General features: G+C 62.6%; 21 protein-coding genes and 1 pseudogene. 9 read left to right on the forward strand and 13 right to left on the reverse strand.

The window, feature by feature from the left end; all coding sequences use genetic code 11:
* Positions 1-2: 2 nt before the first annotated feature.
* The 4 genes from BraRD5C2_RS21975 (at position 3) to BraRD5C2_RS21990 (ending at position 4,784) form a co-directional block, all read left to right on the forward strand.
* Positions 3-1,097, forward strand: a complete 1,095-nt coding sequence (locus BraRD5C2_RS21975) for a ComEC/Rec2 family competence protein (protein ID WP_223971376.1) — start codon at positions 3-5, stop codon at positions 1,095-1,097.
* On the forward strand, positions 1,094-1,882 hold the full coding sequence (locus BraRD5C2_RS21980) for a hypothetical protein (RefSeq protein WP_223971379.1): 789 nt from the start codon (positions 1,094-1,096) through the stop codon (positions 1,880-1,882). The genes BraRD5C2_RS21975 and BraRD5C2_RS21980 overlap by 4 nt, the downstream gene beginning before the upstream one ends.
* Before the next feature lie 333 nt (positions 1,883-2,215).
* The gene (locus tag BraRD5C2_RS21985; protein ID WP_223971382.1) at positions 2,216-2,476 is read left to right on the forward strand and encodes a hypothetical protein; all 261 of its coding nucleotides are present in this window, start codon (positions 2,216-2,218) and stop codon (positions 2,474-2,476) included.
* 25 nt (positions 2,477-2,501) lie between these two features.
* Positions 2,502-4,784, forward strand: coding sequence for a hypothetical protein (locus BraRD5C2_RS21990; protein ID WP_223971385.1), 2,283 nt, complete (start codon positions 2,502-2,504; stop codon positions 4,782-4,784).
* On the opposite strand, the gene BraRD5C2_RS21995 is transcribed toward BraRD5C2_RS21990, so the two are convergent.
* Positions 4,732-5,976, reverse strand: a complete 1,245-nt coding sequence (locus tag BraRD5C2_RS21995) for a DNA methyltransferase (RefSeq protein ID WP_223971388.1) — start codon at positions 5,974-5,976, stop codon at positions 4,732-4,734. The genes BraRD5C2_RS21990 and BraRD5C2_RS21995 overlap by 53 nt on opposite strands.
* Before the next feature lie 245 nt (positions 5,977-6,221).
* Here BraRD5C2_RS21995 and BraRD5C2_RS22000 point away from each other — a divergent pair, with 245 nt between their 5' ends.
* Positions 6,222-6,650, forward strand: a complete 429-nt coding sequence (locus BraRD5C2_RS22000; protein WP_223971392.1) for a DUF6641 family protein — start codon at positions 6,222-6,224, stop codon at positions 6,648-6,650.
* Between the two features lie 460 nt (positions 6,651-7,110).
* On the opposite strand, the gene BraRD5C2_RS22005 is transcribed toward BraRD5C2_RS22000, so the two are convergent.
* Positions 7,111-7,350, reverse strand: coding sequence for a helix-turn-helix domain-containing protein (locus tag BraRD5C2_RS22005; RefSeq protein ID WP_223971395.1), 240 nt, complete (start codon positions 7,348-7,350; stop codon positions 7,111-7,113).
* 77 nt (positions 7,351-7,427) lie between these two features.
* Here BraRD5C2_RS22005 and BraRD5C2_RS22010 point away from each other — a divergent pair, with 77 nt between their 5' ends.
* Entirely contained in the window at positions 7,428-8,048 is a 621-nt protein-coding gene (locus BraRD5C2_RS22010) for a hypothetical protein (RefSeq protein ID WP_223971397.1), read from the forward strand.
* 85 nt (positions 8,049-8,133) lie between these two features.
* Here the strand turns inward: BraRD5C2_RS22010 and BraRD5C2_RS22015 are convergent, their stop codons facing one another.
* From BraRD5C2_RS22015 to rsmI, 7 genes and pseudogenes are all read right to left on the reverse strand, one after another.
* Positions 8,134-9,186 (reverse strand): recombinase zinc beta ribbon domain-containing protein, encoded by a 1,053-nt coding sequence (locus tag BraRD5C2_RS22015; RefSeq protein WP_249788356.1) that lies wholly within the window; start codon positions 9,184-9,186, stop codon positions 8,134-8,136.
* An 11-nt stretch (positions 9,187-9,197) separates the two neighbouring features.
* Positions 9,198-9,821 (reverse strand): recombinase family protein, encoded by a 624-nt coding sequence (locus BraRD5C2_RS22020; RefSeq protein ID WP_249788357.1) that lies wholly within the window; start codon positions 9,819-9,821, stop codon positions 9,198-9,200.
* A 91-nt stretch (positions 9,822-9,912) separates the two neighbouring features.
* Positions 9,913-10,011 (reverse strand): annotated as a pseudogene (locus BraRD5C2_RS39705) (ATP-binding protein); the annotation flags it as partial.
* A 106-nt stretch (positions 10,012-10,117) separates the two neighbouring features.
* Entirely contained in the window at positions 10,118-11,089 is a 972-nt protein-coding gene (locus tag BraRD5C2_RS22025) for an MBL fold metallo-hydrolase (RefSeq protein WP_223971405.1), read from the reverse strand.
* A 189-nt stretch (positions 11,090-11,278) separates the two neighbouring features.
* Positions 11,279-12,226, reverse strand: coding sequence for a glutathione synthase (gene gshB, locus BraRD5C2_RS22030; protein WP_223971408.1), 948 nt, complete (start codon positions 12,224-12,226; stop codon positions 11,279-11,281).
* Positions 12,227-12,256: 30 nt separating this feature from the next.
* Entirely contained in the window at positions 12,257-12,640 is a 384-nt protein-coding gene (locus tag BraRD5C2_RS22035; protein ID WP_223971411.1) for a YraN family protein, read from the reverse strand.
* Positions 12,627-13,580, reverse strand: coding sequence for a 16S rRNA (cytidine(1402)-2'-O)-methyltransferase (rsmI, locus tag BraRD5C2_RS22040; RefSeq protein WP_223971414.1), 954 nt, complete (start codon positions 13,578-13,580; stop codon positions 12,627-12,629). The genes BraRD5C2_RS22035 and rsmI overlap by 14 nt, the downstream gene beginning before the upstream one ends.
* Positions 13,581-13,802: 222 nt before the next feature.
* Between rsmI and BraRD5C2_RS22045 the strand changes: the two genes are divergently transcribed.
* Entirely contained in the window at positions 13,803-15,008 is a 1,206-nt protein-coding gene (locus tag BraRD5C2_RS22045) for a penicillin-binding protein activator (RefSeq protein WP_223971417.1), read from the forward strand.
* Between the two features lie 188 nt (positions 15,009-15,196).
* Here the strand turns inward: BraRD5C2_RS22045 and hemW are convergent, their stop codons facing one another.
* Genes hemW through rph form a run of 3 tightly spaced genes read right to left on the reverse strand, consistent with a single transcriptional unit; the run spans position 15,197 to position 17,701 of the window.
* Complete coding sequence (gene hemW / locus BraRD5C2_RS22050; RefSeq protein ID WP_223971420.1) at positions 15,197-16,354, reverse strand: radical SAM family heme chaperone HemW; 1,158 nt, start codon at positions 16,352-16,354, stop codon at positions 15,197-15,199.
* Positions 16,341-16,976, reverse strand: a complete 636-nt coding sequence (gene rdgB, locus BraRD5C2_RS22055; RefSeq protein WP_223971424.1) for an RdgB/HAM1 family non-canonical purine NTP pyrophosphatase — start codon at positions 16,974-16,976, stop codon at positions 16,341-16,343. The genes hemW and rdgB overlap by 14 nt, the downstream gene beginning before the upstream one ends.
* An 11-nt stretch (positions 16,977-16,987) precedes the next feature.
* Complete coding sequence (gene rph, locus BraRD5C2_RS22060) at positions 16,988-17,701, reverse strand: ribonuclease PH (protein WP_021078183.1); 714 nt, start codon at positions 17,699-17,701, stop codon at positions 16,988-16,990.
* A 194-nt stretch (positions 17,702-17,895) separates the two neighbouring features.
* Here rph and hrcA point away from each other — a divergent pair, with 194 nt between their 5' ends.
* Positions 17,896-18,984 (forward strand): heat-inducible transcriptional repressor HrcA, encoded by a 1,089-nt coding sequence (gene hrcA, locus BraRD5C2_RS22065; RefSeq protein WP_092120971.1) that lies wholly within the window; start codon positions 17,896-17,898, stop codon positions 18,982-18,984.
* 163 nt (positions 18,985-19,147) lie between these two features.
* Positions 19,148-19,753: a nucleotide exchange factor GrpE gene (grpE, locus tag BraRD5C2_RS22070; protein ID WP_223971426.1), complete on the forward strand. Its 606-nt coding sequence runs from the start codon at positions 19,148-19,150 to the stop codon at positions 19,751-19,753.
* Between the two features lie 44 nt (positions 19,754-19,797).
* On the opposite strand, the gene BraRD5C2_RS22075 is transcribed toward grpE, so the two are convergent.
* A complete protein-coding gene (locus BraRD5C2_RS22075; protein ID WP_223971429.1) occupies positions 19,798-20,223 on the reverse strand; it encodes a VOC family protein in 426 nt (141 codons plus the stop codon).
* Between the last annotated feature and the right edge of the window lie 29 nt (positions 20,224-20,252).

Raw genomic sequence — 20,252 nt, forward strand, 5'->3', positions numbered from 1 at the left:
CCTTGGGACTTGAGATTGAGTTTTTGCCCACCGGTGACGACAGCGGCGACGCCATCATCATCCGTGAAGGCACGGCCTTGACCGGCTACACCATCTACAACGTGGATGGCGGCTACGCGAGCACGTCCGACACCATCATCAACCATATCGAAAAATACTACGGCAGGGACGTGAGCATCAATCACATGGTGCTCTCGCATGCCGACGACGATCACGCCACCGGCCTGATCAAGGTCCTCGAGCGCTTCCATGTCGATAACCTCTGGATGAACCGGCCGTGGCTGTTCGTCGACGAGGTGATCCAACACTTCCATGGCAACTACACGCGCGACGGCCTCTACAAGGACATGCGCGACCTGCACCCGTACCTCATCCAGCTGGAGGAGCTTGTAGCCAAGAAGAACAAGCAGTCCCTCTTCAAGACGAACATCAATCACGTCTTTCAGGGGTCGCAGATCGGCTCTTTCACCGTGCTCGCGCCGTCGCGCGAGCGGTACATCAGGCTTATCCCCGAGCTGCCCAAGACGCCTAAGAACTACAGCGCCGACAGCGCGACGGGCACGCTGCTTGGCGGCCTGTTCACCGAGGCGAAGAAGAAGGTCGCGGAATACATCGACGAGAAGTGGAACATCGAGACACTGTCATCGAACCCGCAGCCGCCGACCAATGCGTCCAACGAGACGAGCGTCGTGCAGCTCGGCCGGTTCGGCAAGCGCTCGATCTTGCTCACCGCTGACGCCGGTCCCGAAGCGCTCAACGAGGCGGCGGATTATGCGCAGATGCTCGGCATGCTCGCCCCGCCGACGTTCGTGCAGGTGCCGCATCACGGCAGCCGCCATAACGTCACGCCTGAGGTGCTCGATCGCTGGCTCGGTGCTCGCGTCCCCGAAGGAACGAAGTACGGCACCGCCTATGTCTCCGTCGGAGCCAAGCGTCTCGGCCATCCGCGCGGTCAGGTCTCGAATGCCTTCCTGCGCCGCGGCTATCCGGTTCATACCGTGCGAACCCTCGCGAAGCGCTACAGCTTCGACATGGACGACCGCAAGGATTGGGTCGACTCGGTCCCCGAGCCGTTCAAGACAGAGGTCGAGGCATGAAGATCAACGTCGCGATGCCGGACACATACGCGCTGCGCGCGCGCCTGATTCCGGCGATCGTCGCCGGTGCGCCGGCCTTCGCGCTCGCGGCGATCCTGATCTCATGGACATCATTCAACTTCACCCAGCTCGTCGCCGCGATCGGCCTCACGGCGCTGTTCTCGGTGTTCAACAACGTCGCGCGCCAGCGCGGCAAGGCCATCGAGCCGGGCTTATACGAGAAGATGGGCGGAATGCCGAGCACCGTGATGCTCCGGCATCGCGATGACACCTTCGATGCGATCACCAAGGCAAAAATGCATGCTTTCCTCGCGCAGAAGCTCAACGAGGCAGCGCCCACCGCTGTTCAGGAGCAGGCGGACCCTGCCGCCGCAGATGGCTTCTACAAGCGGGGCGGTGACTGGCTGCGCGAGAATACGCGGGATGCGAAGAAATTCCCGATCGTGTTCAGCGAGAACGTCAGCTACGGCTTCCACCGGAATCTACTGGGCCTGCGCGCTCCGGGCTTTTACCTGAATGCGTTGATCGTGATCCTCTGCGGCACAACGCTCTGGCTGCGCTTCCCGATCGATGTGACGCGCAGGTTCGATCAGGCGCTCATCACCGTCATCGGCGTCGCAGTCCTGCATGCGCTGTACCTCGCGTTCTTCGTGAACGAGCAGAACGTGTTCCAGGCAGCGCGCCTCTACGCCCGCCAGCTTCTCCTGAGCATCGACAAGCTCAACAAGCCTGCTCCGGCAGCCCCCGCGACCCGGTCGCGATCGAGGGCGAAGAAAGAGAATTGAGACAAAAAGCGCCGCTTTCCTTAGGGACGCCGCGCCCCTCCCCCCCCCGCATATTCCGGGACAGCCTCGACCACGAACCGCACGGTCTCAAGCATCCGTAGTGCGCTCCCGCTCGCAGGCGCAAGCGGCTTCATGAGCGCATACAGTGGCGCGACATGCACCATTAATTCTCCCGCTCGCTCAACAACCTCAGAAACCATTCGCCGTGACGACGCGATGATCGACGCACGTATCTTCCCGGTTCCAAAATTCTTCTCGACTCCCTTCGTTCAGTAATTTAGAAGATTTTTTGGCTCGTAATTTATAAGGCTAGTTACTAAGAATAGGACGAAAATGACCGGTCAGGAGAACAAGGAAGCCGCAGCATCAAAGGCTGCAAAGCGCGCAAAGTTCGTTGAGTTGGCCGAAAGTCGGACTGTAAATGCGATCAAGGCGATCCGTATAATCGGTAAGCTGGGGAATAAAAACGCCTACCAGTTCGACGATTCGGACGTTCAAAAGATCGTCAAGGCGCTCAATAAAGAGGTCGATGCGCTCAAAGCGCGGATGTCCGCAACGGGGAGCAAAGAGACAGTCGACTTCAAATTGGATTAATATTTCAATGAATTAGGGGCAGGGAATGCAAGACAATCAGCTTTTGGACGAGTTTTTGGCGGCCGAGAATGAAGAGGTCGCCTTGGAGATTCTCACCAAGAAGGGGCTTTTGAACGATGAGAAGCGCTGGCGCTTCCTGGGCAACATGCCGAACAACCAATCGGTGGTCCATGCTCAGCAGAGCACAGCCGCAGCCGCTCTCGTCGAGAAGGTGACCAACGCGATCGACGCCATCCTGATGCGGAAGGTCCGGGCTGCCGGCATTGACCCCCGTAGCCCCAAGGCCCCGCAGAGCATGCCTGCCGCCGTGGAGAAGTTTTACGGCGACCTCTCGGAGAGTGGTGAAATCCGCAAGCTGGCCGAGGAGTCGATGGTCCTGTACGCCACCGGGAGCAATCTCTTGCCCTCTATCTCGCTCTACGACGCCGGAGAGGGGCAGCTTGCCGAGGACTTTCCCAAGACCTTCTGTTCGCTGATCTTCGGCAGTGCCGAAGGTGCCTACAAGGGCGCCGTGGAGTTCACACAGGGCCGCTTCAACATGGGAGGCACAGGCGTCCTCCCTTTTTGCGGCGACAATCGCAAGATGCAGCTCATCGTCTCCCGCGTACCTGACGACATGTGCTCGAAGCCGCATGAGTGGGCATTCACTGTTTTCTGTTTCTTCCCTCATAAGTCCAGCCCTTCGTGGAAGTATCTGGTCGGAACGGACGGTAATGTCATGACTGCTGGTGCCGAGCCCCTGGGGCTGGTGCCGAAGCTGATGGCGAAATCGGGCGAACTGTGCGCGCCGCGCGAGCGCAAGGTACCCAGCGGCACCCTCATCAAGATGTACAACTTTAAGGCCCCGCGCTCGAACATCTGCGGGGAGCTTTTTCGCAAGCTGGAAGATTATCTGCTGAAGCCGGTCCTGCCGTTGCGCCTCATCGAGTGCCGCGAGCACTACAAGGCCAACGTCATGCAGAACACCATTTGGAATCGCCTGGCGAAGTGGAACTACAAGAAGCTTGAGGAAGGCTTTGAGGACGGTGCAAGCGTCCAGATCAAGCTTTCAAGCGGCGAGACCATCCCGGCGGAGGTGCGCGTCTTCAAGATGATGGACAAGGACGACCCCGACCAGGATGCGCCGCAGACCGGATTGCGCGCCCTTATCAACGGCCAGTCGCACGCGAAGCGTGACACGCAGTTCTTCAAGACCAAGGCCGTGGACCTTGAACACATCGCCGGCAGCATGTTGGTCACGCTTGACTGCACAGGTCTCAGCCAGACCTCGCGCAACGCCATCTTTATGGCCAACCGCGAGACCTTCCGCGAGGACGCGCTGCTTCAGGACCTGTTCAAGAAGCTTCAAAAGGAATTGCGCGACCATGAGGGATTGAACGCCCTGAACAAGAAGCGCTACGAGGAAAAGATCGCCAACGCTACTTCTGACGAGCTCGGCATCAGCGCGCTCGAAGAACTACTTGCCAATGATCCCTCACTGGCCGATCTGTTCAGCAGTATGTTGCCCGGCAAGGCCGCGGCGGCGATGGCGTCACAGAATCCCGGCCAGAAGGCGACGGGCGATCCCAAGCCCTATGTCGGCAAGGAGTATCCCACGTACTTCAAGCGCGCAGACGGGTTGACGGTGGTGCGCGTCAATCTGCCGAAGGGCGACGATACCCGCGTCTCGTTCATCACGGACGTGAAGAACAACTATTTCACCCGAAACAAGCATCCCGGATCTGTGACGACTACAGGACCGTTCGAGCCGTCATCCCGTCTTTTCAATGGACGCCTCACGCTGACGTTCCACTGCCCGAAAAAGGCGCTCGTCGGCTCGACCGACACAACCGAGGTGTTCATCAAGGACGATGCCGGTCACTCTTTCAAGCTGACCGTTCATGTCACGGTGGTGCAGCCCCGCGAGAAACGCGAAAAGGATCCGCCGCAGGACAAGATGCAGACCCAGGATTCTCCGAGTCGTCCTGACGTGATCGAGGTAAACAATGGTCCCGAGGCTTTACCCCTCACTGTCGAGCGCATCCCCGGCACCACGCGCCTTCAGCTCGCGCTGAATAAGGACTCGCGCCTCTTGGAGCAGGCTAAGCATACCCGCGCGCCCGAGGAGCAGCTCGCCGTGGATTTCGTGTTCAAGTATGGTCTTGCGCTGATCGCCATGGGCTTGCTCGAAAACGTCAAACCCACCTCGGCATGGAAGGAAAATGAGGAGCAGTGCCGGAAGGCTATCAATGAGCACTGCGCAGGAGTGGCGCGGGTTATCGTGCCACTCTGTCTGACACTGCCGCAGAAGCTGCCGAAGGCCGCCTGAGCTTCCGATGAAACAGAACGACTTCCTGGCTGCCTGGAGTGGTGCCGCGCTGTGCGCTATACCAACGGCGGCCGGGGACGCTCCGCCATAAGCGGCCGTCACGGTCGCCCTTTAAGACTGACAAGTGCATTTCAGTGAGGCCCGCCTCTTCCATGGCTTCGAGATAACGCGGAAGCTGCCAGTCAGGGGCAGAGAACGCCACCATCTGCACCACCAAGGTGTCATGGTCCGCGAGGGCGGCGACCGACGACATGGAGCCGGTGATATTGTCGAAATACGTCTTGAGACCGGGATATTTCCGGTCGCCCATCGTATAATAGCTCAATCCGGCGCCGTCCAACTTGTTGGCGATCATGAAGGGCAGCGGCGCTTCTTTCCGGCCATCGACTTGCCAACGGTGATAGAGGACGTGGACGCCAGGGTACGGAGGAGACGTGACGACCAAGCGCGGTGCGCGCATGTCGTTCAATGAGGGCTCCTCGTTGATCCCGATGGCACTTCTCCGCAAGACGGTCACCGATTGCTGCGGGCCATGATTTCTCACTGCGCGCCGGAGATTGTGCGCACCGTTGACCATATCGTCTGCGGTCTCCCGGAGGGTTCGCCGGAAGTCCTCGATGGTCGCGCGCTTGCTGCGGCCATCGAGTGCCCACTGCGCACTTCGCAGCACCACGCACCGACCGAAAGCTTCTAAGCGCGGCGTGCCAAGATTGACCGCTGCGGCGATGGACTGCTCAATGGCTTTTCGGAACCGCCAGCGCGAGGGATGGTCGAGATGCTTGTAGTATCCTAGCTGCTCATAGTCGGTCAGCGGTGTTGATGGCCGGTGTATATCCACAGCGGCGCCAATCTTCGTGGACCATGTCTCAAGCGTCTTCAATTCGGCTTCGGAGTACACGATGCATTTGACGTTTGTGATGAACTCGGCAAGTGAGCTGATGTCCACTCCAACAGCCTCGCGGCCGCAGGCCAGCGCCTCCACCAAGGTTGTGCCGCCTCCGACGTGGGGATCGAGTACAAGGTCTCCCGGTTGGGTGAATGCCTTGATCGCGGCGCTAGCGAACACTGGTGAAAAGCGGGCCGGATATTTGTAATAGCCGTGCGTTAGCCCGCGTACGGGCGAGGCGTCACGGGCAGCGGCTACAAGCGCCGCTTGCGATTCTTCGGTGAGATCGGCCAAATGTTCATACATCGGTAACCATAAACACCAGTCTTGGTTAATTTCGCCTTACCGAGTCGTCCTACGGCAAGGTGACTTCCGATGAAAGCCAATGAGTAGGTCGGGAATCAAACCGGCGCCGAAGTGGGGCTAGGAAGAGGAATTTCGAGCATCCGACGCGGACAAAAAGGGCCGCACTAAGTCGGCGAGCTACAGCATGTACATCGCCATGCATCGAGTTAGAATCGGGCGGGTTTATCCATCAACGGAGAACCCAAATGCCGATCCTCAAGTCGCTCTCGTTCACCGCGCTGCCCAAGGCCGGCAATGACCCGGTCCAGATGCGCAGGACCAAGTTCATCTCTAGGCTGGAGGAGCAGAAGCTGCTCCTGAGCGATCCCAACCACGTCCGCGTCGTCCAGCGTTGGACCAAGGTCAACGGCGAGCGCCAGGCCACCACCAAGCAGCAAGCCGTCCAGCCCTGGTGGAAGACCGACCCATCCGGCCAGGTAGTCATGTCCGTGAAGTTCGGAGCCAAGCCGATCGAGTTCGAGAAGGGGAAGGCCGGCATCGTCGTCGGCTCCAAGGACAAGCTTCCCGCCGTGATCGATGCCCTGATCGGCGCGGTTCGAGCCGGCGAGTTGGACGCCATCTTTAGTCAGGCCGCCAAGACCGGAGCGATCGGAAAGCCCCGGAAGGCCGCTTGAGAGCTCAGCCGCCCGGCGGGCATGTTGAGTCATGCCCGCCGGGCGATTCTAAAGACGATGATTATGGCCATGCGGGTGTGGTGCAGGACGTGTTGGGAGACAGACGGCGTCATGACCAACGCCGTCGTCGACCACCACTGCTATAACCATCGAACCAAAAAGCATTTCACCGCGCCTGTGTGCGGTCGGTGCTTGGATGCAGTGACGCGGGTGACTTGCCGGACGTTCGTTCGGGCCTGCCCGAAAGAGACGGCCTGAGGTGGATCTGCCCATCGGGATTCGGTCACCGCCGTCTGTCCTGTCAGAGCACGGCCAACTGGTGATCTTTTGCACAATTAGCGGCACCGTGCCCGGTCGCCCCTGGGCCGGATGCCCGTCCATAGATCGCCGGCCGGGCGGGTAGAAGGCTGACTTGGTCCGGACCCACATGACCGGTGAGCTCGGCAGGGGCGGGCACGACCTATTCAGCCTTCTTCCGGGAGGCTGGCCTGGTTGGGCGCCGAAAGAATTCGACCGGATCGACCTCCAGCACGTCCGCCAGCTTCCCGATGATCTCCAGGCCCACCCAGGTCACTGCCCGCTCGACCCGGCTCATGTAGGCCCTGTCCACCCCGGCGTCGTGCGCCAGCTGCTCTTGAGAGAGCTTCCGATCATGCCGGATGCGTCGGAGGTTGGCCGCAAAAAGTTGGCGCAGGTCCATGTACGGACCCAATCGTCTTGTGGTTTAGTAGCCCACGGCTTTAAAGCCTCAAATCGGGACATGCACCGGGGGTAGAAGTGGCTGATACTGAACCAGGTCAAGCTCGCGCGAATGCAGGACTCCAACAAGGCGGCGGTTCTCCGCCGGGCACCTTACCGCTTGGCGAGGAACACGAGACACCTGCTGCTTCGACCGGCCGGAACGACGTGCGCAGGTTTAGGGTGGCGAGCGAACTCCTGAACTTCCTTCTCGTTATTTTCTTGTTGCCCGTTGTCGTGGTTGCGGTTCAAAAGGCCTTTTCAAGCAACCTGATTTCCGCTGGGCGCTCAATGCTTGCTCTAACAGACCCGCCAAAGATGAAGGTCTGGTGGTCCCGAGACAGCCAAGTCGGCCAGCGACTGCACATACAGTCAAAGGACGATCGAGAATTCACGGTCATCGATCTGGTGGTCAACAACAAACGGGAATGCACCATCATTGACCAAATGAAAGGGCAAATTCAAAACTCGGGTAACTCTGACGCTAACAAGATCAACTCGCTTGTAGTCATCATGGCTAAGGCGATGGCTCCCCCGCCCCCTTGGAAGTTCACCCTCGGTGACGAGCACCAGACCGTTTACACCTGCGACCCCATGAAAGTTGACGTCTACACCGACCAGGGCACCGTGTCCTTCAGGTTCAGAGATGAAGATGACTAGGGTCGATTGTGCGAGCAGGGCTCATCTCTGACCCTTGTCTTCCCGAGAAATCCGCTTGGAGCCGATCCAAATCCGCAGGGCGTTGTCAGTTGGGGCGAGACGGAGTGACATGAGACAGGTCGATGGCCGTGGCGAGCGAGACGCGGGGCGGGCCCCCCTTACCGTCCCAAACGACGACTTGTTCGTCATATCTCAACGGGTCGCGTATGGCAGGATAGACGGCCCTGCCAGGACCATTGCGCAGCCAGACCTCGAAGTAGCGACCGTCTCTCTTTTGGTGACGTATTGTCTTGTGCTCCTTCGGCTGTACCAAAAGGGGCGCGACGAAAAGATGCTCGACCAGCACTTTCAGATGCGACGCCAGTCGCGCTCGGAGCTTGAACATCTCGGGGGCTCCTTCGCGCTGAACGCGTTCGATCAGCTCTCGAACCTCCTCCTTGCTGCGATGAGTTTGATCTTGGCGCGATACCACCTGCTCTCGCTCGTTTTCGTACGAATGATGGCGTTTCAAAAGTTCAGCCTTCCGCGCTTCTTGCTCCTTTAGCTTGGCAGTCACGAACTCAATCGAGCCGCCGGTCACCAGAACCGCAAAGGTCTTTTCCATGAGTTGTTCGACCTGAGCCAGTTCGCCCTTGACCGCCGCGATGTCGGACGCGAGCCTCAACTTCGCGCTTTCTGCCGCTTCGTTCGTCAGTCCGTCCAAATCGACCTCCTCCACGAACGCGAGGAACGAAGTCTCGAAATCTCGATACCGCCATCTGATGCCGGGGCACCCCAGCTTGCGCAATGCTCCGTCACAGACCAGATAGGTTCCTCCTTTGCGACCGGCCCCCTTGTTCTCCAGCTTCATTGGGGAACGACAGTAGGCGCAGGCAGCCAAGCCGGAAAACAGGTTGGTGAAAGCAGCGCCCTTCCGGCCCTTTCCCGAAATCCTTCGTTCCGATTTTGCTAACTGGGCTCGGTAGAACAGTGCCTCATCGACAATAGCCGGATAATAGGCCCGGCTCGGTTCGCCATCAGGGACACGCTTTCCATCCACTCTGCGGTGAGGTTGAAACTCTCCCAGCACAGCACGGTTACAAAGGATCTTTGTGACATACGACGTGTGCCAGCCGTTTGGGCTGTCGAAGGTCGGCACGCCGCGTTGGTTCAAGCCGTCGTGATAGAATAGACACCCATTCCCGATGCCGCGTCCTCAAAAATGCCTCGCACTATCTCAACGCGCTCTGGAATCGGCTCATAGCAGGTTCGGTCCTCCGCCAGCTTCACCCATGCGGGGCACCATTTTGTCATGGGTATCTGGGAAGCGGCGCGCGTCCGCTTGTTTTTCCACGCGGCCCCAATTCGCTGACTCTTGATCTGTGATTCCTCGTGCGCCCGAGCCATCACCACGAGTGAGTAGATCAGGTCACCAAGGTCGTTGGTACCGGCCGGATACAACCGGCCGTCAGCCAGCGTAACCACATTAATTCCGCCTTGGATGATGCTGAGAAAGAGGGACTGGGCCTTCAGCAACTCCTGCCGGGTCAGCCGATCGAGCGATTCGACCAAGAGGAAAGAGCCGGGTTTCACCGCTCCCGACTGAACGGCCTCAAGGAATAGACCCAGCTTTCCACCGCGAACGTTGGCGCCCTTGAAGGCCGACACCCCAAGATCCTCGTATTGAGCGTCCTCGGCTAATTCCAGCCCATTTGCCTCGGCGTATTCCCTAGAAGCCTTCAGCTGACGACGCTTGCCGTCGCCTTTGAGCTGCGGTCCTGTAGAGAGCCGCAAGTAAGAGTATGCCCGCCTGTTCAAAGAATTAGCCCGCCTCGACCGGATACCGGTCAGCGACCTACCACCATTGGGGGTTAATTGACAACGCTATTGCAAACGCCGGCAGTCCCGGCGCGACCTGCACCTGCACGTCGACCGCACGGGCCTCAATCCCCTCGAATGCGACGGTGGAAACCCGCTGGACCATGCTGCCCCTATCTTCCGCCACCCAAGGTAGCGGAGCGGACTGCCCAGCGCAAGAACATTAAGGGAACATCCGGGGGCGACACGCGCCGACCCCGGATGCGCCGGCGTTACAACGTCATCTGCATCGGTTCCGGATAGTAGTGGAAGCCCTCGCCGGCCTTGGCGACGTGGCCGTAGCCCGGCCAGGCGAAGTGATAGGACATCACAGGCGTCTTGTTCGCGGCCAGCATCTCAAGGAGCTTGACCCGTGAGTTCGCCGCCTGCTTCGGATCGGTGTCGTAGGAGAACTCCATCCGCGGCCGCTCCAAGAGCAGCACCGCGTGATGCGAGAGATCGCCAAGGAAGGCAAAGGACTTGCCGCCCGAGCTCACCATGAAGATGGAGTGACCCACGGTGTGGCCGGGCGCTGCGATCGCCGTCACGCCGGGCAGGAATTCCTGGCCGTCCTTGAAGAACACGATGCGGTCGCGCACCGGCAGCAGGTTCTTGCGCGCGTGCACCACAAAGTCCTTCAACGGACTGCCCATCTTGCCTTCGTCGGTCCAGAAATCGAGATCGCTCTGCGCGATGTAGTATTGCGCATTCGGGAACAGCGGCTTGTCGTCGGCGCCGACGATGCCGCCGATATGATCGATATGCGCGTGCGACAGCACGACGGCGTCGATGTCCTCCGGCTTGATGCCGGCTTCCTGCATGCTCTTCTGTTGCCGGCCGGTGGTCGGACCGAACGCCTTCGAGGTGCCCATGCCGGTATCGAACAGGATCAGCCTGTCGCCCATGTTGACGATCGGCGAGTTCTGCTCGAGCACGACATTGTCGGGCGAGAGGAAGTTGTCGGAGAGCATCTTCTTCACTTCTTCCTTCGGCACGCCGGTGAAGGTGCCGGAGGGATCGCCGAGCGGAAGCGGGCCGTCGGAGACGACGGTCACTTCGGCATCGCCGAGAACGAAGCGGTGCCAATAGGGAGTCTGCGTGCCGAGCTTCGGCGCGCGTGCCTGTGCAGTGCTGCCGAGAAGTGTGCTGGCGCCGAGACCGGCACCGAGCGCGAGCAAGGATCGTCGTGAGACATTGAGCGTCATAACGTCTTCCTCCACAATTTTTATGATGTTTTCGCGTTGTCGCCCGCGTTGACCCGCCGCTTGACCTGACGCAGGCAAGAGAATGCTGCCCTCGCCCGCGCAAGCTGGCAAGTAGAATAAGGCGAACGCACACGCGCCCGTACGCTGGCTAAAATTCAGCCAGCCTGTGCGGCGCACAAGGGAGGAGGATTATTTCGCGGCGCGCTTCTTCTCGATGGTATCCCAGATCATCGCTGCGACATCCGGGCCGTTGAGCCGCTGGATGGCGCGGATGCCGGTCGGCGAGGTCACGTTGATCTCGGTCAGATTGCCGTCGATCACGTCGATGCCGACGAACAGCAGGCCGCGTTCGCGCAGCGCAGGTCCGAGCGTGGCGCAGATTTCGCGCTCGCGATCCGAGAGCTCGGTCGCCTTGGCCGCACCGCCGCGCACCATGTTGGAGCGCAGATCGTCCGCGGCCGGCACGCGGTTGACGGCGCCGGCGAATTCGCCGTCGACCAGGATGATGCGCTTGTCGCCATGCTTCACCTCGGGGAGGAAGCGCTGGATCACCCACGGCTCCTTGAAGGTGACCGAGAACATGTCGAACAGCGAGCCGAAGTTCATGTCCTGCGGCATCACACGGAAGACCGCGGCGCCGCCATGGCCGTGCAACGGCTTCATGACGACGGCGCCGTGCTGGTCGCGGAACGCGTTGATCTCGTCGAGGTCGCGCGAGATCAGGGTCGGCGGCATCAGCTGCGGGAAATTCATCACGAACAGCTTTTCCGGCGCGTTGCGCACGCTGGCCGGATCGTTGACGACCAGGGTCTTCGGATGGATGCGCTCGAGGAAATGGGTCGAGGTGATGTAGGCGAGGTCGAACGGCGGGTCCTGCCGCAGCAGCACGACGTCGAAGCCATTGAGGGCCTCTCGCTTCGGCTCGCCCAGCGTGAAGTGATCGCCGACCTCGTCGCGCACGGTGAGCGACTGCACCGGCGCCACCAGCTCCTCGCCGCGCAGCGACAGCTTGTCGGGCGTGTAGTAGGAAATGCCGTGGCCGCGCTTCTGCGCCTCGAGCAGCAGCGCGAAGGTCGAATCGCCGCGGATGTTGATGCGCGCGATGGGATCCATCTGGACGGCGATCTTCAATTTCATAAGCGTGTCCCGCGAGGTCTGAGGGTAACTTTAAGGGCTTGCGTCGAATGCCGCTAACAGATGGCGCGGCAGGCTCTTCGGCGCAATCAGCACGGCGTCGAATCTGAGATCAAATTCGGCATGTTCGGGATGCGCCATCAGCCAGGCCTGGGCGGCATTGACGATGCGCTGCTGCTGGCGCGGCGTCACTGCATAGGCGGCGTCGTCGAGGCTGGCACGGGCCTTGACCTCGACGAAGGCGAGCAGATTGCGCCGCCGCACCACCATGTCGATCTCGCCATAGGGGGTGCGGAAGCGCCTCGCCAGGATGCGATAGCCCTTGGCGATCAGAAGCGCCGCGGCGCGGCTTTCGGCCGAGATGCCGGTGCGGAACGCGGCGACGCGTTCGGGCGAGGCGCTGTCAGTCTTCGCCATCGCCATCCCCGGTGGTCTTCGCGAGCTCCAGCGCTCGGGCGTAGACCTGGCGGCGCGGCCGGCCCGACAGCTCGACCGCATGCGCCACCGCATCCTTGACGCTGCCGCGCGCGAGCTGCACGCGCAACAAATCGTCGAGCGCGTCCTGGCCCATCACGCCGGCGTCGTCAGGCGGCGGCCCGATGACGAGCACGAACTCGCCGCGCGTCTCCAGCGCGTCGGCGCCTGCCGCAAGCTCGGCGACCGGCGAGCGCTTGATCTCTTCGTGCAGCTTGGTCAGCTCGCGGCAGATCGCGGCGTCACGGCCGGCCATGATGGCGGCGAGATCGCGCAGCGTGTCCTGCACCCGGTTGCCGGATTCGAACATCACGAGCGTCGCATCGATCCGGGCGAGCTCGGTGAGCCGCGCGCGGCGCGCGTGCTCCTTCGACGGCAAGAAGCCCTCGAAGAAGAACCGGTCAGTCGGCAGCGCCGCAACCGACAGCGCAGTCAGCACTGACGATGGCCCCGGCACCGCGATGACGGCATGCCCGGCGGCGCAGACGTCGCGCACCAGCTTGAAGCCGGGATCGGAGATCAGCGGCGTGCCGGCGTCGGAAACCAGTGCGATCGCGGCGCCTTGCGCCAGCCGCTCGAGGATCTTGGGCCGGGCCTGGGCTGCGTTGTGCTCGTGGTAAAGTGCCAGTTCGGCGGTGATCGCGTAACGCTCGGTCAGCCGACGCGTGATCCTGGTGTCCTCGCAGGCGATGACATCGACACCCGCCAAAGTCTCGAGCGCGCGCAGGGTGACGTCGGCCAGATTGCCGATCGGGGTCGCCACCAGATGGAGCCCTGGCGCGGCCTTTGGTGCCGCGAGCTGCTGGCCGCCGATCGAAAAGGTTTTGGCCGCAGTGCCCGTCGTGGCATCCGAATGGTGGAGGGAACTGGCTTTTGCGCGCATAATGCCAATCTAGAGGGATGGCAGCGCTTGCGCCACATCCGCAAATGGCGGTGACGGAACGCCGCCTGAGGGGAGGGAAATGGAGGCCGCGGCAACGGCGCCGCAGGGCCATAATCCTTTTGTTTTAGTTAACTATTCGCCGACAATATGCCTGAATCCACCCGCCTCATCAGAGCTGGATGGAGTCCTGGCCGATCCTGGTCGGTCAAGAGAAGAGAGACGATGGAAGGCCCGCATCACCGTACGTCCCCGCCGTCGGGCACGACCCGGCGGACCGCGCTTGGCCTGATTGTGGGCGCGCCGCTGCTGACCGCCTGTTCCGGCATCCAGCAGAGCTTGAGCCAGTTTTCTAGCAGCAACCCCGAAGCTGGGCCTGCCGGTCCGCAGCAGCAGCCGCAGGCGGTCGGCACCGGGCAGGTCAAGATTGGATTGATTTTGCCGCTGTCCGCGTCCGGCAATGCCGGGCTCGCCGCGCAGTCGATGCGCAACGCCGCCGAAATGGCGCTCGCGGAATTTCAGAACCCGAACATTCAGCTCCTGATCAAGGACGATGGCGGCAGCCCGCAGGGCGCGGCGCAGGGCACCCAGCAGGCGCTGTCCGAGGGCGCCGAGATCATTCTGGGGCCGCTGTTCGCAGGCTCGGTGCCGCCCACCGCGCAACTGACGCGGCCGCGCGGCACCTCGGTGATCGCATTCTCCACCGATTCGAGCGTCGCCGGGCACGGCGTCTACCTCCTGAGTTTCCTGCCGGAGTCCGACATCAATCGGATCGTCGACTATTCCTCGGGGATCGGAAAACGCTCGTTCGCCGCGATGGTGCCTGATAACGCCTATGGCAATGTGGTCGAGGCCGCGTTCAAGCAGGCGGTCGGCCGCAAGAACGGCCGCGTCATCGCATTCGAGAAATATGGCGCCGATCGCGCGACGCCGGCGCGGACTGTGGCCCAGGCGCTGGGCCAGGCCGACGCGCTGCTGCTCGCCGACGACGGCGATTCGGTGGTCGCTACCGCCGATGCGCTGACCGCGGCGGGCGCCAATCTGCGCAACATCCAGCTGCTCGGTACCGGGTTGTGGGACAATCCGCGGGTGTTCGCGAGCCCGGTCCTGCAAGGCGGCCTCTACGCCGCGCCCGATCCGTCAGGTTTCCGCGGCTTCGCCGGCCGCTATCGCGCCAAATTCGGCGGCGAGCCGGTGCGCACCGCAACGCTTGCCTATGACGCCGTGGCGCTGATGGCGGCGCTGGCGCGCACCCAAGGCGCGCAGCGCTTTGCGCCGGAGACGCTGACCAATCCATCCGGCTTTGCCGGCATCGACGGCCTGTTCCGCTTCCGCTCCGACGGCACCAATGAGCGTGGCCTTGCGGTCATGAAGGTGGCTTCGGCTGGAAGCACGCCGGTCGCAGGCTCGCCGAAGAGCTTTGGCGCCTGATTTTCGTCAGGCGGTCTAGCTGCCCTGTCGAGGCGCCGGTGCCCGCCAGCTACTTTGCATGGGGTTGTTTTCGATATTTTAGCGGCGTTCGCCTGGAGCGTTTTCGAGCGATACCGGTTCGCGTGAAGAAAACGCGTCAAAATAAGAATCCAGAGCCCCGTTTCGATTCAATCGGAACGGGATAGGCTCTAGGCGGCGAGATCCGCAACGACCGCGTCGAGCACCGGGAATCCCGACTTGGTCACGCGCAGCCGTCCATCGGCATCGACGGCGATCGCGCCTTCCTCGCGCAGCATCGCGATCCGGTGCGGATCGAGCTTACGGCCGGAGAGCTTCGCATAGCGCGTGGGGTCAATGCCTTCGGCGAGCCGCAGCCCCATCAAGAGGAATTCGTCGGCGCGTTCTTCGCTGTTGAGGCTGTCGTCGGTGACGACGCCGTGGCCACGTTCCTCGACGTTCAACAGCCAGGCCTCGGGGCGCCGCTCGGTCGCGGTCGCGTGCCTGACGCCGTCGATGTCGAGCCGACCGTGTGCGCCGGGACCAATGCCGGCATATTCCTCACCGCGCCAATAGACGAGGTTGTGCTTGCACTCCGCGCCGGTGCGGGCGTGGTTAGAGATCTCGTAGGCGGGCAGTCCCTCGCGGGCGCAGACCTCCTGCGTCACGTCGTAGAGCGCGCGCGCGGTCGCTTCATCCGGAGTCTGCAATTTGCCGGCGGCATGCAGCCCGAAGAACGGTGTGCCTTCCTCGATCGTGAGCTGATAGAGCGACAGGTGCTCGGCCGCTTCCGATATCGCCTGCTTCAATTCATCGGCCCACATCTGCGGCGTCTGGTCGGGACGCGCGTAGATCAGATCGAACGAGTAACGGTCGAATGCGCTTCGCGCGATCGCAACCGCGTCGAGCGCTTCGCGCGCGGTGTGCAAGCGGCCCAATGCTTTCAGCGACGCATCGTCCAGTGCCTGCACGCCGAGCGAGACCCGGTTGACGCCGGCTGTGCGATAGCCGCGAAAGCGCGTCGCCTCGACGCTGGTCGGATTGGCCTCGAGCGTGACCTCGACGTCGCGCGCGACCTGCCAGTGCTTGCCGATCGCATCGAGCACGGCGCCGACGGTCTGCGGCTGCATCAGCGAAGGCGTGCCGCCGCCGAGGAAGATCGAGGACACTTCGCGTCCCGGCACCCGCGCGGCTGTGGTCTCGATCTCGCGGGCGAACGCGCGCACGAAGCGCGCCTCGTCGACCGGCGCATGCCGGACGTGGCTGTTGAAATCGCAATACGGGCATTTCGACAGGCAGAACGGCCAGTGCACGTAAACGCCGAAAGCTTCTCGTTCAGCGTGGCTCAAGGCAGATCTCCGCGAGCTTCACGAAGGCGCGGGCGCGATGCGACAGGCCGAGTCCGAGCGGCGGCAGGCCGTGCTTCTCGATGCTGCTCATCTCGCCAAAGGTCCGTGTGTAACCGTCCGGCAGGAACGCCGGATCATAGCCGAATCCGGCGGTGCCGCGTGGCGGCCAGACCAGGGTTCCGTCGACCCGGGCCTCGACCTCTTCGAGGTGATCGTCCGGCCAGGCCACGCTCAGTGCGGAGACGAAATGCGCCTTGCGCTGCTCCGGCGCAGTGGCGCCGCGTTCCTGCAGCAGGCGCTCGATCCGAGTCATCGCCGCCATGAAGTCCTTGCCCTCGCCGGCCCAGCGCGCCGAATAGATCCCGGGCGCACCGTCGAGCGCGTCGACCACGAGGCCGGAATCGTCGGCGAAGGCCGGCAATCCCGTCGCCTTCGCGGCCGCGATGGCCTTGATCGCCGCATTGGCACGAAAGCTGTCGCCAGTCTCCTCGGGCTCGGCGAGGCCGAGCTCGCCAGCCGACACCGCCTCCACGCCGTGCGGCGCCAGCAGTTCCCGCATCTCGGCAAGCTTGCCGGGATTATGGGTGGCGATGACGAGCTTTCCGGTGATTCGGCGATGCATGGCCAATCTGACTACGCCACCGCGATCTTTTGCAAGTCGACCAGACGCGCGACACCTTTGCGCGCCAGTGCCATCAGCGCCAGGAACTCGTCCTGCGAGAACGGCGTCTTCTCGGCGGTGCCCTGGACCTCGATGATGCGGCCGTCGCCGGTCATGACGAAATTGGCGTCGGTGTCGGCCTCGGAATCCTCGGCATAATCGAGATCGAGCACCGGCGTGCCCTGATAGATGCCGCAGGAGATCGCCGCCACGTTGTCGCGCAACACGTTGGTCTTCAGCATGTTGCGGGTCTTCATCCAGTTGATGCAGTCGGCCAGCGCCACCCAGGCACCGGTGATCGAGGCGGTGCGGGTGCCGCCATCGGCCTGGATGACGTCGCAATCGACCGTGATCTGGCGCTCGCCGAGCGCCTCGAGGTCGACAGCCGCGCGCAGCGAGCGGCCGATCAGCCGCTGGATCTCGACGGTGCGGCCGCCCTGCTTGCCCGCGGAGGCCTCGCGGCGGGTGCGTTCCAGGGTGGCGCGCGGCAACATGCCGTATTCGGCGGTGACCCAGCCGCGGCCCTGGCCCTTCAGCCACGGCGGCAACCGCTCTTCCAGCGTGGCGGTCACCAGCACATGGGTGTCGCCGAACTTCACCATGCAGGAACCCTCGGCATATTTGACGACGCCGCGTTCCAGCGACACGGGACGCAGTTCATCGGGCGCACGGCGGCTTGGCCGCATGGAAATCCTCCAGAATTCCGAGAGATAGGGCTGGGCGTGCTTGTAGGAGGGGGAAGCGGCAGCGGCAAGGGTTTTGGCAAGGGTTTGGCATGGGTTTTGGCCCCGGAATGGTCCGGGTGCCAGGGAGCCGAATGGATGCTTGTCACCGGCCTCCGGGAGCGACAGATTAGGCAGCAATTGTGAAGGACTGGAGTGTGACGCACCACGATCCGATAGGCCTGATCGCCCCGCATGCCGGGCTCGCCCAGCTCAACGAGCGGTCGCGCGACATTTTTCGTCAAATCGTTGAAAGCTATCTTGCGACCGGCGAGCCGGTCGGCTCGCGCAACATCTCGCGCCTGATCGCATTACCGTTGTCGCCGGCCTCGGTCCGCAATGTGATGTCGGATCTCGAGCAGCTCGGCCTGATCTATGCGCCGCACACCTCGGCCGGACGGCTGCCGACCGAACTCGGCCTGCGTTTCTTCGTCGACGCCCTGATGCAGGTCGGCGACCTCACCGAGGCCGAGCGGCAATCGATCCAGACCCAGCTTGCGGCGGTCGACCGTGCGCAATCGGTCGAGGCAGCGCTTGGCGAAGCGTTGACACGGCTGTCGGGGTTGACCCGTGCGGCGGCGGTGGTGCTGACGCAGAAATCGAATGCGCGGCTGAAGCATATCGAATTCGTGCGGCTGGAGCCCGAGAAAGCGCTGGTCGTGCTGGTCGGCGAAGACGGGCAGGTCGAAAACCGGGTGCTGGCGCTGCCGCCGGGCGTGCCGTCCTCGGCCCTGACGGAGGCGACCAATTTCCTCAATGCGCGGATCCGTGGCCGGACGCTGGCCGAAGCGCGGCTCGAGCTCGAGACCGCATTGACGCAGAATCGCGCCGAGCTCGATCAGCTCACACAGAAGGTCGTCGCGGCCGGCATCGCGAGCTGGTCCGGCGGCGCGAACGAGGACCGCCAGCTGATCGTGCGCGGTCACGCCAATCTGCTCGAGGATCTGCATGCGCTGGACGATCTCGAGCGGATCAAGTCGCTGTTCGACGATCTCGAGACCAAGCGCGGCGTGATCGATCTGCTCGGCCGTGCCGAGCGCGGCGAGGGCGTGCGGATCTTCATCGGCTCGGAGAACAAGCTGTTCTCGCTGTCGGGTTCCTCCACCATCATCGCGCCCTATGGCGACGCCCAGGGCCGGATCGTCGGCGTGCTCGGCGTGATCGGACCGACGCGGCTGAACTATGCGCGGGTGATCCCGACCGTCGATTATGCCGCCCGCATCGTCAGCAAGATGCTGGGCGGCTGACCGGAGTGGATTTCGCTTTCAGTTGACGGTTTTCGTTGCTCAAGCCGGAGATCCCTGTTCCCGAAGCCGGTATGTTGCGCTTGATTTTCGCCGCTCAAAGCACGATATCCCGGGCAGCAATCCCCAAGATTTGAACCGACGCGAGTTTTCGAGAAGGCAAGCCATGACCGATCCGAACCGGGCCAATGACAACACCGAGAATTCGGCGCCGACGGGTGAGCCCGTGGTCTCGAAGCCCTACATCATGCCTGACGATCCCGAGGTGGGATCGGCCGAGGCGCTGACCAAGGAACTGGCCGAGGCGCGCGACCGCACGCTGCGCACGCTGGCCGAGATGGAGAACCTCCGTCAGCGCACCCGCCGCGAGGTTGCCGACGCCAAGACCTATGGCATCACCGGCTTCGCCCGCGACGTGCTTGATATCGCCGACAATCTGCAGCGCGCCATCGATGCCGTGCCGGCCGAGACCAAGGAATCGGCCGATCCCGGCCTGAAGGCGCTGATCGAAGGTGTCGAGCTGACCGAGCGCTCGCTGCTCAACGCGCTGGAGAAGAACGGCGTCAAGAAGTTCGATCCGATCGGCGAGAAGTTCGATCCGAACTTCCAGCAGGCGATGTTCGAGGTGCCGGACACCTCGGTGCCGTCGGGCACGGTGGTGCAGGTCGTGCAGGCCGGCTATATGATCGGCGAGCGCATCCTGCGTCCGGCGCTGGTCGGCGTCTCCAAGGGCGGCGCCAAGGCCGCTCCGAGCGCCGACATCACGGTCTGATCGGTCCGACACCGGCCCTGAAGCGTGAGCTTGCCGCTGTCGTTTCACGGCAGCGGCTTCTCGTGGGCTTTCGGCCAATAGGTGCCGAAACTCCAGAGATTTCCTTCCGGATCACGGCAGGCGAAATCGCGGCTGCCATAATCCGTGTCACGCAGTTCCATTTCGATCTTTGCACCTGCCGCCCTGGCTTTCGCATGCAGGGCGACGGGATCGTCGACGGCGATGTAGATTGAATCGGTGCGGCGGCCGGTGGCATCGCCGACCAGCCTGCCATAGGCATCGTCGCGGCTCTGGCCCAGCATCAGCATCGCGGAACCGTAGGCGAGCTCGGCGTGGTGGATCACGCCGCCGTCGCGGTAGACCACGTGCTCGGTGAATCCGATCACGGTCTTGAGCCAGACGATCATCGCCTCGGCGTCCTTGCAGCGCAGGGTCGGATAGATGCGGGGCGGTTCGATGTCGTGCGTCATGGGGGCTCATCTCCTGGGCTGATGGCGCC

The sequence above is a fragment of the Bradyrhizobium sp. RD5-C2 genome (assembly GCF_019972155.1).
Lineage (GTDB): Bacteria > Pseudomonadota > Alphaproteobacteria > Rhizobiales > Xanthobacteraceae > Bradyrhizobium.

Excerpts from the sequence above, each read along its gene's own strand:
- BraRD5C2_RS21980 (WP_223971379.1), top strand. The coding sequence starts at position 1,094 with ATGAAGATCAACGTCGCGATGCCGGACACATACGCGCTGCGCGCGCGC.
- BraRD5C2_RS21985 (WP_223971382.1), top strand. The coding sequence starts at position 2,216 with ATGACCGGTCAGGAGAACAAGGAAGCCGCAGCATCAAAGGCTGCAAAG.
- BraRD5C2_RS21990 (WP_223971385.1), top strand. The coding sequence starts at position 2,502 with ATGCAAGACAATCAGCTTTTGGACGAGTTTTTGGCGGCCGAGAATGAA.
- BraRD5C2_RS21995 (WP_223971388.1), bottom strand. The coding sequence starts at position 5,976 with ATGTATGAACATTTGGCCGATCTCACCGAAGAATCGCAAGCGGCGCTT.
- BraRD5C2_RS22000 (WP_223971392.1), top strand. The coding sequence starts at position 6,222 with ATGCCGATCCTCAAGTCGCTCTCGTTCACCGCGCTGCCCAAGGCCGGC.
- BraRD5C2_RS22005 (WP_223971395.1), bottom strand. The coding sequence starts at position 7,350 with ATGGACCTGCGCCAACTTTTTGCGGCCAACCTCCGACGCATCCGGCAT.
- BraRD5C2_RS22025 (WP_223971405.1), bottom strand. The coding sequence starts at position 11,089 with ATGACGCTCAATGTCTCACGACGATCCTTGCTCGCGCTCGGTGCCGGT.
- gshB (WP_223971408.1), bottom strand. The coding sequence starts at position 12,226 with ATGAAATTGAAGATCGCCGTCCAGATGGATCCCATCGCGCGCATCAAC.
- BraRD5C2_RS22035 (WP_223971411.1), bottom strand. The coding sequence starts at position 12,640 with ATGGCGAAGACTGACAGCGCCTCGCCCGAACGCGTCGCCGCGTTCCGC.
- rsmI (WP_223971414.1), bottom strand. The coding sequence starts at position 13,580 with ATGCGCGCAAAAGCCAGTTCCCTCCACCATTCGGATGCCACGACGGGC.
- BraRD5C2_RS22045 (WP_223971417.1), top strand. The coding sequence starts at position 13,803 with ATGGAAGGCCCGCATCACCGTACGTCCCCGCCGTCGGGCACGACCCGG.
- rdgB (WP_223971424.1), bottom strand. The coding sequence starts at position 16,976 with ATGCATCGCCGAATCACCGGAAAGCTCGTCATCGCCACCCATAATCCC.
- rph (WP_021078183.1), bottom strand. The coding sequence starts at position 17,701 with ATGCGGCCAAGCCGCCGTGCGCCCGATGAACTGCGTCCCGTGTCGCTG.
- grpE (WP_223971426.1), top strand. The coding sequence starts at position 19,148 with ATGACCGATCCGAACCGGGCCAATGACAACACCGAGAATTCGGCGCCG.
- BraRD5C2_RS22075 (WP_223971429.1), bottom strand. The coding sequence starts at position 20,223 with ATGACGCACGACATCGAACCGCCCCGCATCTATCCGACCCTGCGCTGC.